Annotated in this window: 15 protein-coding genes and 1 pseudogene; 8 read left to right on the top strand and 8 right to left on the bottom strand. The window is 71.2% G+C overall.

Annotated features, from left to right (window positions below):
* The first annotated feature begins 119 nt into the window (after positions 1-119).
* Entirely contained in the window at positions 120-1,091 is a 972-nt protein-coding gene (locus tag ACIBU0_RS04165; RefSeq protein WP_398811303.1) for a multicopper oxidase domain-containing protein, read from the top strand.
* A gap of 24 nt (positions 1,092-1,115) precedes the next feature.
* On the opposite strand, the gene ACIBU0_RS04160 is transcribed toward ACIBU0_RS04165, so the two are convergent.
* Positions 1,116-1,253 (bottom strand): hypothetical protein, encoded by a 138-nt coding sequence (locus ACIBU0_RS04160; protein WP_398811300.1) that lies wholly within the window; start codon positions 1,251-1,253, stop codon positions 1,116-1,118.
* A gap of 190 nt (positions 1,254-1,443) precedes the next feature.
* On the opposite strand from ACIBU0_RS04160, the gene ACIBU0_RS04155 reads away from it, so the two are divergent.
* The gene (locus tag ACIBU0_RS04155) at positions 1,444-2,481 is read left to right on the top strand and encodes a LacI family DNA-binding transcriptional regulator (RefSeq protein ID WP_398811297.1); all 1,038 of its coding nucleotides are present in this window, start codon (positions 1,444-1,446) and stop codon (positions 2,479-2,481) included.
* A gap of 141 nt (positions 2,482-2,622) precedes the next feature.
* Here the strand turns inward: ACIBU0_RS04155 and ACIBU0_RS04150 are convergent, their stop codons facing one another.
* Positions 2,623-3,414 (bottom strand): VOC family protein, encoded by a 792-nt coding sequence (locus ACIBU0_RS04150; protein WP_398811773.1) that lies wholly within the window; start codon positions 3,412-3,414, stop codon positions 2,623-2,625.
* Between the two features lie 257 nt (positions 3,415-3,671).
* Between ACIBU0_RS04150 and ACIBU0_RS04145 the strand changes: the two genes are divergently transcribed.
* Complete coding sequence (locus ACIBU0_RS04145) at positions 3,672-3,917, top strand: WhiB family transcriptional regulator (RefSeq protein ID WP_398811294.1); 246 nt, start codon at positions 3,672-3,674, stop codon at positions 3,915-3,917.
* A 10-nt stretch (positions 3,918-3,927) separates the two neighbouring features.
* Here ACIBU0_RS04145 and ACIBU0_RS04140 read toward each other — a convergent pair whose 3' ends face one another.
* The 4 genes from ACIBU0_RS04140 to ACIBU0_RS04125 all read right to left on the bottom strand — a co-directional run bounded on the left by ACIBU0_RS04140 (position 3,928) and on the right by ACIBU0_RS04125 (position 8,661).
* Entirely contained in the window at positions 3,928-4,905 is a 978-nt protein-coding gene (locus tag ACIBU0_RS04140; protein ID WP_398811292.1) for an acyl-ACP desaturase, read from the bottom strand.
* A 217-nt stretch (positions 4,906-5,122) separates the two neighbouring features.
* A complete protein-coding gene (ddaH, locus tag ACIBU0_RS04135; RefSeq protein ID WP_398811289.1) occupies positions 5,123-5,899 on the bottom strand; it encodes a dimethylargininase in 777 nt (258 codons plus the stop codon).
* Positions 5,900-6,312: 413 nt separating this feature from the next.
* Entirely contained in the window at positions 6,313-7,938 is a 1,626-nt protein-coding gene (locus tag ACIBU0_RS04130; protein ID WP_398811286.1) for an ABC-F family ATP-binding cassette domain-containing protein, read from the bottom strand.
* 309 nt (positions 7,939-8,247) lie between these two features.
* Positions 8,248-8,661 carry an SsgA family sporulation/cell division regulator gene (locus ACIBU0_RS04125; RefSeq protein ID WP_398811283.1) on the bottom strand — a complete coding sequence of 138 codons (414 nt, stop codon included), beginning with the start codon at positions 8,659-8,661 and terminating at the stop codon, positions 8,248-8,250.
* Positions 8,662-8,960: 299 nt separating this feature from the next.
* Here ACIBU0_RS04125 and ACIBU0_RS04120 point away from each other — a divergent pair, with 299 nt between their 5' ends.
* Together ACIBU0_RS04120 and ACIBU0_RS04115 are read left to right on the top strand one after the other, a co-directional pair.
* A complete protein-coding gene (locus tag ACIBU0_RS04120) occupies positions 8,961-10,028 on the top strand; it encodes a WD40/YVTN/BNR-like repeat-containing protein (protein WP_398811280.1) in 1,068 nt (355 codons plus the stop codon).
* 47 nt (positions 10,029-10,075) lie between these two features.
* Entirely contained in the window at positions 10,076-10,399 is a 324-nt protein-coding gene (locus ACIBU0_RS04115) for a plasmid stabilization protein (protein WP_398811277.1), read from the top strand.
* Between the two features lie 3 nt (positions 10,400-10,402).
* Here ACIBU0_RS04115 and ACIBU0_RS04110 read toward each other — a convergent pair whose 3' ends face one another.
* Complete coding sequence (locus tag ACIBU0_RS04110; RefSeq protein WP_398811274.1) at positions 10,403-10,699, bottom strand: YciI family protein; 297 nt, start codon at positions 10,697-10,699, stop codon at positions 10,403-10,405.
* Between the two features lie 61 nt (positions 10,700-10,760).
* On the opposite strand from ACIBU0_RS04110, the pseudogene ACIBU0_RS04105 reads away from it, so the two are divergent.
* Together ACIBU0_RS04105 and mmpA are read left to right on the top strand one after the other, a co-directional pair.
* A pseudogene (locus tag ACIBU0_RS04105) lies at positions 10,761-11,444 on the top strand (endonuclease V); the annotation flags it as partial.
* Between the two features lie 549 nt (positions 11,445-11,993).
* A complete protein-coding gene (gene mmpA / locus ACIBU0_RS04100; protein WP_164905106.1) occupies positions 11,994-12,140 on the top strand; it encodes a morphogenic membrane protein MmpA in 147 nt (48 codons plus the stop codon).
* 39 nt (positions 12,141-12,179) lie between these two features.
* On the opposite strand, the gene ACIBU0_RS04095 is transcribed toward mmpA, so the two are convergent.
* The gene (locus ACIBU0_RS04095) at positions 12,180-13,358 is read right to left on the bottom strand and encodes a saccharopine dehydrogenase family protein (RefSeq protein ID WP_398811271.1); all 1,179 of its coding nucleotides are present in this window, start codon (positions 13,356-13,358) and stop codon (positions 12,180-12,182) included.
* A gap of 91 nt (positions 13,359-13,449) precedes the next feature.
* Here ACIBU0_RS04095 and ACIBU0_RS04090 point away from each other — a divergent pair, with 91 nt between their 5' ends.
* Positions 13,450-13,854, top strand: coding sequence for an MmcQ/YjbR family DNA-binding protein (locus ACIBU0_RS04090; protein WP_398811268.1), 405 nt, complete (start codon positions 13,450-13,452; stop codon positions 13,852-13,854).
* Positions 13,855-13,952: the final 98 nt, after the last annotated feature.

Raw genomic sequence — 13,952 nt, 5'->3', positions numbered from 1 at the left:
CCCTTTGCATGACTCGCCAATACCTATGACCGTAATCGCGCGAACTTTGTCCAGGGTGTGGATAAACGAGTCGAGTGGGGCTACCGTCTCAAAGCCCGTACCGGAGTGGGGAGTTCGGCATGGACAGACGCAGCTTCAACCGACGGGTTCTGCTCGGCGGCACGGCCGTCGCGACATCGTTGTCCCTCGCCCCCGAGGCCGTCAGCGCCGACGGACCGGCGAGGACCGCACCGGCCGGCGGCGAGGTCCGGCACATCACGCTGTACGCCGAGAAACTCGCCGACGGACAGATGGGCTACGGCCTCGAGAAGGGCAAGGCGACCATCCCCGGGCCGCTGATCGAACTCAACGAGGGCGACACCCTGCACGTCGAGTTCGAGAACACGATGGACGTGCCCGTGAGCCTGCACGTCCACGGGCTCGACTACGAAATCACCAGCGACGGCACGAAGTTGAACAAGAGCGACGTCGAACCCGGCGACACCCGCACCTACACCTGGCGCACCCACACCCCCGGCCGCCGTAAGGACGGCACCTGGCGGGCGGGCAGCGCGGGGTACTGGCACTACCACGACCACGTCGTCGGCACCGAGCACGGCACCGGCGGTATCCGCAAGGGCCTGTACGGGCCGGTGATCGTCCGGCGCAAGGGCGACGTCCTCCCGGACGCCACCCACACGATCGTCTTCAACGACATGCTGATCAACAACAAACCCGCGCACAGCGGCCCGAACTTCGAGGCGACGGTGGGCGATCGCGTCGAGTTCGTGATGATCACGCACGGCGAGTACTACCACACCTTCCATCTGCACGGTCACCGCTGGGCCGACAACCGCACGGGCATGCTCACCGGGCCGGACGACCCCAGCCAGGTCATCGACAACAAGATCGTCGGCCCGGCGGACTCGTTCGGGTTCCAGGTGATCGCGGGGGAGGGGGTCGGAGCGGGAGCGTGGATGTACCACTGCCATGTGCAGAGTCACTCGGACATGGGGATGGTCGGGTTGTTCCTGGTGAAGAAGGCGGACGGGACCATTCCCGGCTACGAGCCGCATGAGCACGGACATCAGCCGGCCGAGCACGAGCATTGACCGGTCCCGGCCGCGTTCCCAGGTTCAGCCGTCGCGACCTGCTCCGGCGGCTCCCGCGCTGCTGGAGCCGACGAGACCCAGGGCCACGCCGACGGAGAACAGCAGCCACCATCTGCGGGACACACCGGCCCGGCGCAGTCCTCGGGCAACTGTCTTACTCATGGGGGTGGTCCACATGGCATCTCCTGTAGGGGGCGTGCCGCCCCGACCCGGGCGGCCATCAGCAGCAGCCTCTGCCGCCGTCGATCGATGTGCCAAACAAGATCGGCCGAATGGACCATCGGAGAGCGCTCTCACCTCCGTCTCCCGCCAGGGCTATCCTGATCCGCAACCTCGGACAAGGAGCCCCGACGTGACCGACACAGCCCCGCGCCCCACCCTGGAGGCAGTGGCCGCCCGGGCCGGGGTCTCGCGGGCCACCGTGTCCCGGGTGGTCAACGGCGGGGACGGGGTGAGGGAGCCCCTCGTCGAGCGGGTCCGCAAGGCCGTCGAGGAACTCGGGTACGTGCCCAACCAGGCCGCCCGCAGCCTGGTCACCCGGCGGCACGACGCCGTCGCCGTCGTGGTCGCCGAACCGGAGACCCGCGTCTTCGCCGACCCCTTCTTCGCCCTGCAACTGCGCGGCATCAGCAAGGAACTGACGGCCCACGACAACCAGCTCGTGCTGCTCCTCACCGAGGGCCGCGACGACCACGCCCGCGTCGCCCGCTATCTCGCCGGCGGGCATGTCGACGGGGCGCTCGTCTTCTCGCTGCACCTCGACGACCCGCTGCCGGGACTGATCCAGCGGGCCGCGATCCCCACCGTGTTCGGCGGACGGCCCGGCTGGAGCGGCGATCGGCGCGGCGTGGTGTACGTCGACAGCGACAACCGCGGTGGCGCCCGCGACGCCGTACGGCACCTCGCCGGCCTCGGCCGCACCCGCATCGCGCACATCACCGGCGCCCTCGACCAGACGTCGGCGGTGGACCGGCTCGACGGATACCGGGACGTCATGGTCGACGCCGACCCCCGGCTCATCGTCGAGGGCGACTTCACACCGGCCGGGGGCGAACAGGCCATGCGGGAGCTGCTCGTACGCTGCCCCGACCTTGATGCGGTGTTCGCCGCCAACGATCTGACCGCGGCGGGCGCGCTGCGGGTGTTGCGCGAGTCCGGGCGCCGGGTGCCGGACGATGTCGCCGTGGTCGGGTTCGACGACATGGTGCCGGTCGCGGAGCAGACCGACCCGCCGCTCACGACGGTCCGTCAGGACATCGAGGAGATGGGCCGGTTGATGGCCCGGCTGCTGCTGCGGGGACCCGGCCGAGGCGCCGCCGAGCAGGGCGTGCACGCCGCGCCGTCCAGCGTGGTGCTGCCGACGACGCTGGTGCGGCGGGCGTCCGCCTAGAGTCCGTCTCGCGGATCGTGCCGGGGTTGCGGGGCCCGGCATGCGCGCCCCCATAGGGGGGATCCCAGCCGCGCTGTCGTCCCCCTCTTCCACTCTCGGCTTCGCTCGCGCCGGGGCGCCCCCGAGGACGCGCCGCGCCCCTCAGCTCGGTGGCGGCACGCTCTTGATCACCGCGAAGCGTGCCCCGTACGGGTCGGTGAGCTTGGCGAGGCGGCCGACGTCCGGCAGGTCCGTGGCGGGCATACGGACGGTGCCGCCCATTTCCTGCGCCCGGGCGACCGTGGCGTCCGTGTCCGTGACCTCGAAGTACGGAAGCCAGTACGCCGGGCCGTCCGCCTCCGCCGGGTCGTCGGCCTTGTCGACGACCCCGCCGAACATGGCGTCCTCCCCTTCCCCGGCAGGGCTGAACGTCGTGTAGGTGCCGCCGTAGAAGTCGAGGGCGAAGGTCTCCAGGCCGAGTGTCGCGTTGTAGAACCCCGCCGCGGCCGGCACGTCCGGGATGTAGAGCTCCAGCCAGCACAGCGAGCCGGGCTCCTGGACGACGTCCAGGCCCTTGTTGGTGCCGGGCTGCCAGAGACCGAAGGGCACGCCCGCCTTGTCGGCGAGGATGGCCATGCGGCCCAGGTCCATCACGTCCATGGGCTGCATCAGTACCGAGCCGTGCGCCTGCTCGGCGGCCTTCGCCGTGGCGTCCACGTCCGGTGTCCGGAAGTACACCGTCCAGGAGGGCGGGCCCTGCTCCTCGGTAGTCTGCATACCGCCGGCCGCCGTCCTGCCGCCGAGCTGGAACAGGCCGTAGCCGCCGGTCTCGGGCCCGCCCGGCTGGAACCGCCAGCCGAACAGGGCGCCGTAGAAGGCACTGGCGCCCTCGATGTCGGGGGTGCCCAGGTCGATCCAGTTCGGCGCGCCGGTGACATAACGGGTGGTGAGCATCATCGCCCTCCTCGGAAGGGTCCCGTCGTCTGCTCTGCCGAGTCTTGCACCGCCCACTGACAATCGCCGCCGGAACGCTGCCGCGCGTTTTCGTCCCGCCCCCGCGCGCCCCCGCGCGCCGCCGTGCGCCGCGGAGGGCGACGGGAGACCATCGGGGTCTGCCGGGGAGTCCGCGTGGGGCGCGGCCGGAGGCCCCGGGGCGCGGCGTTGATCCCGCGTTGATCGAACGTTTTTCGCCCCCCGGCACGATATCGGCCATGCACATCGAAACGATCAAGCTCGCCGTTCCGGACTGGCAGGCCCAGGCACTGTGCGCGCAGACCGGAGCGGACTTCTTCTTTCCCGAGCCCGGGAGCTCCGTGCGGGAGGCGAAGCGCATCTGCGGCATGTGCGAGATGCGCTCGGCCTGTCTGGAGTACGCCCTGAACAACGACGAGCGTTTCGGCGTCTGGGGCGGTCTCTCGGAGAAGGAGCGACTGGAACTCAGGCGTACGGCACTCTGATACCCGGCGGTCAGCCTCCGGCCCGAGCCGCCATCCGGGCCTTGCGGGCCGCCAGCTTCTCGTCGAACTTCGAGGCCTCCGCGTTCAGTCCCCCCATGAAGAGGCCCAGCTCCTCCTGTGCCTGGAGTCCCTCGGGGCCGAGGCCGTCGATCTCCAGGACCCTCAGGTGGCGCAGGACGGGCTGGAGGACGTCGTCGTGGTGGATCCGCAGGTTGTAGACCTCGCCGATGGCCATCTGGGCGGCGGCGCGCTCGAAGCCGGGGATGCCGTGGCCGGGCATGCGGAATTTGACCACGACGTCACGCACCGCCTGCATGGTGAGGTCGGGGGCGAGCTCGAACGCGGCCTTCAGCAGGTTCCGGTAGAAGACCATGTGCAGGTTCTCGTCGGTCGCGATGCGCGCGAGCATGCGGTCGCAGATGGGGTCGCCCGACTGGTGGCCGGTGTTGCGGTGCGAGATGCGGGTGGCGAGCTCCTGGAAGGCGACGTAGGCGACCGAGTGCAGCATCGAGTGCCGGTTGTCCGACTCGAAGCCCTCGCTCATGTGGGACATGCGGAACTGCTCCAGCTTGTCCGGGTCCACCGCGCGCGAGGTGAGCAGGTAGTCGCGCATCACGATGCCGTGCCGGCCCTCCTCCGCGGTCCAGCGGTGCACCCAGGTGCCCCAGGCGCCGTCACGGCCGAACAGCGAGGCGATCTCGTGGTGGTAGCTGGGGAGGTTGTCCTCGGTCAGCAGGTTCACCACCAGTGCGATCCGGCCGATCTCGGTAACCTTGGACTGCTCCTTGTCCCAGGCCTCACCGTCCTCGAAGAGGCCGGGGAAGTTACGGCCGTCCGTCCACGGCACGTACTCGTGCGGCATCCAGTCCTTGGCGACCTTCAGATGCCGGTTGAGTTCCTGCTCGACCACTTCCTCCAGCGCGTACAGCAGTCGGGCGTCGGTCCAGGCGGAGGACGGGCTGCCGAGGTGAGGGGAAGTGATCGTCACGGGAACTCCAGGGGGACGCACAACACAGGGAAGTGACCGGCGAGCGGGTGCCGGAACCTACGGGATCGTAGGCTACGAAGCCGTAGGTTACGAAGCCGTAGGTTAAGAGCGATGTAAAGACCGCTGATCAGCCGCCCTGCCGCGGGGACTTCACGGGCATGCGAAAAGCCCCGGGACCCGCAGGTCCCGGGGTTGCGAGGGTGATCCGCTCAGTCGATCAGGCGTACAGCTCCCGCATGCGCACCGAGAGACATGTCACACACCCTTCGAGCTTCTCGAACTCGCTGATGTCCACCAGAACGGGCTCGTGGCCGAGGTCGGCGAGCAGCTCCGCCGTCTTCGGAGCGCTCGCGGCCATGAGCAGCTTGTCGCCGCCCAGCAGCACCACATGCGCCCCGGACTCCTCCGGCACCGGCAGGAAGCGCGGGAACAGCGACGGGGCGTCCAGCTGCGGTATGCGGCCGAGGATGGTCCCGTCCGGCAGCGCCGTGATCGCCGACTTCAGGTGCAGGACCTTGCTGACCGGTACGGCGACGACCCGCGCCCCGAGCGGCTCGAAGGCGGCCCGCAGCTGCTGGACGCCGGCCGCGTTGGTACGGCCGCCACGGCCGACGTAGATCGTGTCGCCGACCTTCAGGACGTCGCCGCCGTCCAGGGTGCCGGGCTCCCAGATCCAGTTCACGGAACAGCCCAGCGAGGCCACGGCCTCCTCCACGCCGATGGTCTCGTCACGCCTGGACTCGGCTCCGGGCCGGGTGATCAGCGCGACGTTCCGGTACATGACGACCGTGTCCTCGACGAACACGGAGTCGGGGCAGTCGTCGGCCGGGTCCACCTCGATCGTCTCCCAGCCGTGCGTACGCAGGGCCTGCGCGTACGCCTCCCACTGCTCGACCGCGAGATCGACGTCGACCTTCTCCCGCTCGATGTGCGTCACCAGGCCTTCGGCGAGGCGCGGACCGGGGCGGCGGATGAGGGCCTTCTTGCTGGGCACGGTGGGTCTCCGGGTCGGTGGCGGGTTTCGGTGCCCCCTGATGCAGAGGGCACCGACTGGCCATCATGCAGGGCGGGCCGGTGCGCACAAAACCCGAGTGACCAGGCTGTGGCCCTCCTGAGATGCTCCGCGGCGGGATCCGGCACGCACTCACCCCCAGAGGGGGCACCTCCAGCCGCGTTGTCGTCACTCGCCGAGTCCCCCCACTCTCGGTACTTCGCTCGAGCGGCTGCCGCATCGCGTCGCCCGCCCCGGCACCGGCTGATGTCACAACCTCCTCCGCCTTGCAGCTGCACGCTCCCCAGGCGGGAACCGGCTGCGCTCGGCTCGCGCGGGGCACCCCCCATCGCCCCCGGCTCGGGCCGGCTGAAAGGCGCCGCACCTCTGAGCCGGCCGGATCCGAACGACAGGGCCTACGCGGGATACCCGACCGCTTCCGGCGTGACTTCCTTCAGTTCTCCCTCCTCCATCATCAGCCAGCGTGTGATGCCGATCGACTCCAGGAACGGCAGGTCGTGACTGGCCACGATCAGCGCCCCCTCGTACGACTCCAGGGCCGTGGTGAGCTGGCGCACGCTCGCCATGTCCAGGTTGTTCGTCGGCTCGTCCAGCATCAGCAGCTGGGGCGCGGGTTCGGCCAGCATCAGCGCGGCCAGGGCCGCACGGAAGCGTTCGCCGCCGGAGAGCGTCGCCGCCTTCCGGTCGGCGCGGGCGCCCCGGAACAGGAAGCGGGCCAGCCGTGCCCGGATCCGGTTGTTGGTGGCGGCCGGCGCGAACCGGGCCACGTTCTCGGCGACCGTCAGCTCGCCGTCGAGGACGTCGAGCCGCTGCGGCAGGAACCGCAGCGGCACGTGTGCCGTCGCCTCGCCCGCCACCGGCTCCAGCTCGCCGGCGATCGTCCGCAGCAGCGTCGTCTTGCCCGCGCCGTTGCGTCCGATCAGCGCGATCCGCTCCGGACCGTGCAGATCGAAGCCGCCCGTCACCCGCGCGCCGTACTGGAGTTCCAGTTCGCGCAGTGTGAGCACGCCGCGGCCCGGCGGCACCGCCGTGTACGGCAGGTCGACGCGGATCTCGTCGTCGTCCCGTACGGCTTCCACCGCCTCGTCGAGCCGCCCCTTGGCCTCGGCGAGCTTCTCCTCGTGCATGATGCGGTGCTTGCCCGCGGACTCCTGCGCCGAGCGCTTGCGCGCCCCCATGACGATCTTCGGCTCACGCTTCTGCTCCCACATCTTCTGCCCGTACCGCTTGCGCCGCGCCAACTTGACCTGGGCGTCCACGAGTTCACGCTTCTGCTTCTTCAGGTCGGCCTCGGCGACCCGCACCATGCGCTCGGCCGCCTCCTGCTCGGTGGCGAGGGCCTCCTCGTACGCCGAGTAGTTGCCGCCGAACCAGGTGATCTCCCCGGCGCGCAGATCGGCGATCTGGTCGACCAGTTCGAGGAGTTCACGGTCGTGGCTGACCACCACCATCACCCCGGGCCAGGACGCGACGGCCGCGTACAGCCGCCTGCGCGCGTACAGGTCGAGGTTGTTGGTGGGCTCGTCGAGCAGCAGGATGTCCGGGCGGCGCAGCAGCAGTGCGGCCAGGCGCAGCAGTACCGACTCGCCGCCCGACACCTCGCCGATCGTGCGGTCCAACTCGACGTGGCCGAGCCCGAGTTCGCCGAGGGTGGCGAGGGCGCGCTCCTCCACGTCCCAGTCGTCGCCGACGGTCTCGAAGTGCTCCTCGGCCACGTCGCCCGCCTCGATGGCGTGCAGCGCGGCCCGCTGCGCGGCGATGCCGAGGGCCTCGTCGACCTTCAGGGCGGTGTCGAGGGTGACGTTCTGCGGGAGGTAGCCGACCTCGCCGGCGACGTGTACGGCGCCGTCGGCCGCGGTGAGCTCACCCGCGATGAGCTTCAACAGGGTTGACTTTCCCGACCCGTTGACGCCGACGAGCCCGGTCCGGCCGGGAGCGAAGGTGACGTCGAGGCCCTCGAAGACGGGGGTGCCGTCGGGCCAGGTGAAGGAAAGGGACGTGCATGTGATGGACGTAGGCATGGGGTGCCCTCCGCGGTTGCTCGAAACGATCAGGGGCAAACGCGTATCGAGACACCGGCGACCAACGGGGAGGCCTCGGGGGGGCATGAAAAAAGCCCTGTTCCGTGAGGACGGCTCGAACGCCGAGGTCGCACGCAGCGCACACACACTTCAGGCGTGTGACGCGGTGTCTCAGGACCTCAGACGAGCAACGTCCTTCTCCAATCGACGGCAACAGGAACGGTGTACACCGTAGGAGGGGGCTCCAGGGCTGTCAACGAATTAACGAGCCCGGCGCCCGGGTTGGCCTGATCCTGCCGAGGGGACGCGTCAGGCGTCCCGCATCAGCTCCGCGAGGTCACGGTCCAGGTCGAGCTGGAGGTGTTCCAGGCCGAGGGGCACCAGCTCGCTCGTGGACTGCAGGAAGCGCCGGACCTCGCCCGTGCGGATGTGGACGACCGCGGTGCCCTCGGGGGCGTGGAACTCCAGGACCGTACGGTCGTAGCCGTACGGCCGCACCCGGACGTCGCCGTGGCCCTCGGGGCCCTCCAGGCCGGCGAGCAGCAGCTCGCGGCTGAAGGTCCAGCACACCTCCACGCCCTCCAGGGTGGCGGGGGCCGGGAAGGTCATGCGGACGGCGAAGGGATCGCGCCGGTCGTAGCGCAGGGTCGCGGGAATGCTCGGCATCCGCGGCGCGGCGGCGACGAGACGGGCCTCAACGGGCTGCTCGATGACGGTGGACAACGCCTTGCTCCCTTGTGACGGCTGGACGGACATCCGGGCGGACGAGACCGGGCACTGGTAGAGACGACGGAATCAGCCAATCCGTGCACACGATGGCCGAGTGACCTCTGTCACCGCCTTCATGCACGGGAGTGGGGCGTTCGCCCTCCCGTGCCGGGAAAGTCACCTGTGATCTGTTGTCATCGCCCGTGGTCACGCGTGCTCGCCCGGGATCGTCGTGGCCATCTGGACGGCACCGCGGCAGTGGGCTAGCTTCGCCCGCCATGAGGCGTTCGGGGAGCACGCGACGGTCGGGGCGTATGTTTCGGACAGTGGCCGCGGGGGCGGCGTGCGGGGCGGCGATGGCCGCGCTGACGGCCGTACCCGCGCAGGCGCACGAGCCGGAACACCGGGCCCCGCACTGGGAACCGAAGGACACGGGCTCGCCCGAGGTGCGCTTCCGGGGGCTCGCGGCGGTCAGCCGGAGCACCGCCTGGCTGGCCGGAACCCGGGGTACCGTCCTGCGCACCACCGACGGCGGAGCGACCTGGCGGAACGTCTCGCCGCCCGGTGCCGGCGAACTCCAGTTTCGGGACGTCGAGGCGTTCGACGCACGACGCGCCGTGGTGCTGGCCATCGGAGAGGGCGAGGCGTCCCGCGTCTACCGCACGGACGACGGCGGCGCGACCTGGACCGAGTCCTTCCGCAACACCGACGCGCGGGCCTTCTACGACTGCATGACCTTCTTCGACCGCCGCCACGGCCTGGCGATGAGCGACCCGGTCGACGGCAGGTTCCGCATCCTGTCGACCGGCGACGGCGGCCGCTCCTGGAAGGTGCTGCCGAACGAGGGGATGCCCGCGGCACTGGAGGGCGAGGCGGGCTTCGCGGCGAGCGGGCAGTGCCTGGTCAGTTCGGGACCGAAGGACGTCTGGCTGGCCACCGGCGGCGCGGCACGCGCGCGTGTGCTGCACTCCGGCGACCGTGGGCTGACCTGGAAGGCCGCCGACACACCGGTCCCGGCGGGCGACCCGGCCCGCGGCGTCTTCGCCCTCGCCTTCCGCGACCGCGCGCACGGCCTCGCCGTCGGCGGCGACTACCGCCCCGACCAGGCCTCCCCGCAGGCCGCCGCCCGTACCGGCGACGGGGGCGCCGACTGGCAGCCCGCCGCCACGCCGGTGCGGGCCTACCGCTCCGGCGTCGCCTGGCTCCCGCACAGCCGCACCGCCGCGCTCGCCGTCGGCCCCACCGGCACCGACCTGACCACCGACGCCGGCCGCACCTGGCGGACCGTCGACACCGGGTCGTACGACACCGTGGACTGCACACCGGACCTGGGCTGCTGGGCCGCGGGGGAGAAGGGCCGGGTCGCTCGGCTGGAGAGCTGAACCGGAATGTGGGTACTCGGACGCCGAGAGCGAGAGGAGTGACTCACATGCCGGCCGGTTCTAGCTCGAAGCGGGAACGCCAGTACGAGCACATCAAGAAGAGCGCCCAGGACCGGGGCGAGAGCACCTCGCGCGCCAAGGAGATCGCGGCGCGGACGGTGAACAAGGAACGCGCCCGGTCCGGCGAGTCGAAGTCCGCCAGCCGCACGTCGACCCAGGACAAGTCCTCCGGCCAGCGCGGCGGCCAGCGCTCGGGCAAGGGCTCGCAGGGCCCCACCCGCGACCAGCTGTACGAGGAGGCCAAGAAGCGCAACATCCACGGCCGTTCGGACATGAACAAGAGCCAGCTCAAGCAGGCGCTGGGCAAGTGAGGTTCAGCCGAGCGGCTCGCGGTACCGGTCAAGCTCCGGCGCCGTCTTCGTGGCGACGAACTCGGTGATGCGGTACGCGCAGACCCCGGCGCCGACGAACGGATCCGTCGCGGCGATCTCTTCGATCCGGGCCCGGCTCTCCGCGACGGCGAGGATCACCCCGCCGTCGCGGGGGTTCTTGCGCCCCGAGGCGAGAAACAACCCCTTGTCGTACTGCTCGTCGAGCCACGCCACATGCGCCTCCAGCACGGCGTCGACGTCCTCGATGGGGGCGGTGTAGGTCAGCTCCAGCACGAACATGATCGCGAGCCTACCCCTGGGCCCGTGGCGGCCGCCCGGTCCCCGTAGGCTCGGGCCCACCATGACGACCGTACGCATCCCCGCGGGCTGGCCCGCGACCGAGGACGAAGCCCGCGCCGTCCAGGACGAGTTGCGGGAACGGGTGGTGCTCGACGAGCCGGGCCCGCCGCCCGGAGCCGGGCATGTGACGGGTGTCGACGTGGCCTACGACGACGAGCGGGACGTGGTCGCGGCGGCCGCGGTCGTCCTCGACGCGGCGACCCTGGAGGTCGTCGCCGAGGCCACGGCGGTCGGGCGGATCTCCTTCCGCTACGTCCCCGGCCTGCTCGCCTTCCGCGAGATCCCCACGGTCCTGGCCGCGCTCGACGCCCTGCCCTGCTCACCCGGCCTCGTCGTCTGCGACGGCTACGGCCTCGCCCACCCCCGCCGCTTCGGCCTCGCCAGCCACCTGGGCGTCCTCACCGGGCTGCCCACGATCGGCGTCGCGAAGAACCCGTTCACCTTCACGTACGACGATCCCGGCGCCGCACGAGGGTCATCCGCGCCGCTCCTGGCAGGCGACGAGGAGGTCGGCCGCGCCCTGCGCACCCGGGACGCCGTCAAGCCGGTCTTCGTCTCGGTCGGCCACCGGGTGAGCCTCGACAACGCCTGCGCGCACACGCTCGCGCTGACCCGCCAGTACCGGCTCCCCGAGACCACGCGCCGCGCGGACTCCCTGTGCCGCCGGGCGCTGAGGGAGGCCACCCGTCCTGGGCCGGAACTCGCCGCCCGAGCGGCGGCGGACCCCAGCCGGACGTGGGGGCGGTCCCTGTTCGAGCGTCAGCCTCTGCCGGTGGCCTGGGCGGGACGGGTACTCGCGGCAGCGGCGGAGGGCGTGGGCCGGACCCCGGAGATCGATGCCGCGGTGGAACTGGCGGGCGACCGCGAGCGGTGGAGCCGGGGCAGCGAGGTGTTCGGGCTGGTCCGCGGGCGCGGACTCGACGCCTGGGAGCACCCGACGGACCAGCAGCGGCTGCTGGTCCGCCTTGCGGAGCTGGTCGGCAAAGTCGCCCACAACGAGGCAGGGCCACCTCCCCTCTACGACCACCACGCCGGCTGGCAGATCGGCCCCCTCGCCGTCCGCATCGCCGCCTGCGTGCAGGATCCGGCCGTGCGGGACAGGATCGCCCAAGCGCTGGGGGACTGGCCGACGACCGACGACGACTGAGTACGGCGTCTGAGCCCGCCGTCTGAGTACGCCGTCTGAGTACCCGTACGGATGTCGCCCCCTGCGCCGGTCGGCAGGCTGGTCCTCATGACGACGCACCGCTCCCCGAAGCCCCTCGCCGACCCCGACCGCCCCGTCGAGCGTGCCGTGACGGCCGCTCTCGTCCTCGCCACCCTGGCCGGGCTGGGCTGGATCGTCGGGATGATCTACACCATCGCCGGGTGGCCGCTCTAGGGGCAGGCGGCCCGTGCCGGCGGCCGGCGCAGAATCGGTTCAGCGGGTCGCGGCCACCCGGAAGGTGATCCCCGCTCCGCGCAGCCGTCCGATCAGCGCGTCCCCCATCGCGACCGCCGTGGTGACCTGTCCGGCCGTCGGCGGCAGGTCGTCGAAGGCGAGGGACAGGGCCGACTCGGCGAACATCTTCGCCGTCTCACCGTAGCCGGGGTCGCCGCCCGCGACCTCGGTGAACACCCGCCGGCCGCCACCCTCGCCCACGAAGCGGACCGAGAACCAGCTCTTCGCTCGCTTCTCGGCGCTCGGCCCCTCGCCGGGCTTGAGCCGGTCGGACAACCAGCGCCGGGCAGGAGGCAGTTGGGCGGCCGTGAAGAGCGCCCCCATCGTCGCGGCCCCGCCGACCGCGACGGGCAGATGCCGTACGGCGGCGTAGTGGCGGTAGCGGAAGTCGGGCCCGTAGCGCTGCAGGGCCCTCGCCGAGCGCTTGACGATCTGCGGGTCGATCGTCGGCAGCGGCACCGCCCAGGCGCCGACCTCCTTGGCGAACCGGGGCGTGCCCGTGGGTGCCAGCGCCCGGCGCCCCATCAGGCGCGGCTCGTGGCGGGCGCGGTCGCGCGCGGCTGCCAGCATCTGGCGTCCGCGCGAGAACTGGTTGAGCGCCGAGGCGAACGTACCGCCCGAGAAGGTGGCGTCGGCGGTCACGAACCCGTCCACGGTCAGGGGCACCCCTTCCGGCAACTGCTGGACCGTGAAGTACGCGCCCAGGTCGTGCGGGACGGAGTCGAAGCCACAGGCGTGCACCAGTCGCGCGCCCGTCTCCCGCGCGCGTGCGTCGTGCAACACGTACGTCCGGTCCACGAACTCCGGCTCACCCGAGAGGTCCAGGTAGTCCGCGCCGGTGTCCGCGCAGGCCGCGACGAGGTCCTCGCCGTACGTCACGTAGGGGCCCACCGTCGTGGCCACCACGCGCGCGTGCTCGGCGAGACGGCGCATCGAGGCCGGATCGGCGACGTCCGCCGCCAGCAGTCCGATCCCGGCGGCGCCCGGCAACCGCTCGCGCAGCCGTTCCAGCTTCTCCTCGCTGCGGCCGGCGATCGCCCAGCGCAGCCCCTCGGGCGCGTGCGCGGCGAGGTACTCCGCGGTGAGTGTCCCGACGAAGCCCGTCGCTCCGAAGAGGACGATGTCGTACGGACGGTCTGTCCCATTCAGCCTGGTCATGACACCCCTCGGTCTCGCAGCACGCGCCGTTGTCGGTGGCCGAGGCTAGCGTGAGGGGTGCGGAGCCCGACGACGAGCCCGGAGGTATGCGGTGGCCGTGCCCAGGAATGCCCTGAAGAAGTGGGAGAAAGTGCGCGACTTCGCCCTGGGGCTGCCCGGCGCCACCGAGCCACGCGGCGGAGCCGCATATCGATACAGCCCGTGGGGCGAGACGGTCGCGAAGGTCAACAAGAAGGTGTTCGTCTTCCTCGGCGTGGACGACGGCAGCCATCCGCTGGGCATCACCGTGAAGCTCAAGGACGAGTCGGCCCATGCGCACGCCCTGACCTGCCCGGGCGCCGAGCCCGCGGGATACGGCCTGGGCCGGTCTGGCTGGGTGAGCGTGCCGCTGGAGCAGCAGGGCGCCCCGGCGGCGGAGCTGCTGTGCGACTGGGTGGAGGAGAGCTGCCGCACGATCGCGCCGAAGCGGCTGATAGTGGAGTTGGACGGGCGCTGATTGCGCCGAGGCGGGTTCGCGGCCGGGCTCCTGGCGGGTAACTTCCTAAGCGCTTGCTCTTGTGCCTGCTGAACCATGTTCTTAGCATCGCTGGTGTT

This window comes from Streptomyces sp. NPDC049627 (assembly GCF_044465645.1).
In the GTDB taxonomy this organism is placed as follows: Bacteria; Actinomycetota; Actinomycetes; order Streptomycetales; family Streptomycetaceae; genus Streptomyces.
This window is presented reverse-complemented; position numbering and strand designations above follow the sequence as displayed.

Bases quoted from the DNA above. Each gene is read 5' to 3' on its own strand.
- ACIBU0_RS04150 (WP_398811773.1), bottom strand. From the start codon at position 3,414: ATGCTCACCACCCGTTATGTCACCGGCGCGCCGAACTGGATCGACCTG.
- ACIBU0_RS04095 (WP_398811271.1), bottom strand. From the start codon at position 13,358: ATGACCAGGCTGAATGGGACAGACCGTCCGTACGACATCGTCCTCTTC.
- ACIBU0_RS04115 (WP_398811277.1), top strand. From the start codon at position 10,076: ATGCCGGCCGGTTCTAGCTCGAAGCGGGAACGCCAGTACGAGCACATC.
- ACIBU0_RS04160 (WP_398811300.1), bottom strand. From the start codon at position 1,253: ATGAGTAAGACAGTTGCCCGAGGACTGCGCCGGGCCGGTGTGTCCCGC.
- mmpA (WP_164905106.1), top strand. From the start codon at position 11,994: ATGACGACGCACCGCTCCCCGAAGCCCCTCGCCGACCCCGACCGCCCC.
- ACIBU0_RS04130 (WP_398811286.1), bottom strand. From the start codon at position 7,938: ATGCCTACGTCCATCACATGCACGTCCCTTTCCTTCACCTGGCCCGAC.
- ACIBU0_RS04120 (WP_398811280.1), top strand. From the start codon at position 8,961: ATGTTTCGGACAGTGGCCGCGGGGGCGGCGTGCGGGGCGGCGATGGCC.
- ACIBU0_RS04110 (WP_398811274.1), bottom strand. From the start codon at position 10,699: ATGTTCGTGCTGGAGCTGACCTACACCGCCCCCATCGAGGACGTCGAC.
- ACIBU0_RS04145 (WP_398811294.1), top strand. From the start codon at position 3,672: ATGCACATCGAAACGATCAAGCTCGCCGTTCCGGACTGGCAGGCCCAG.
- ACIBU0_RS04165 (WP_398811303.1), top strand. From the start codon at position 120: ATGGACAGACGCAGCTTCAACCGACGGGTTCTGCTCGGCGGCACGGCC.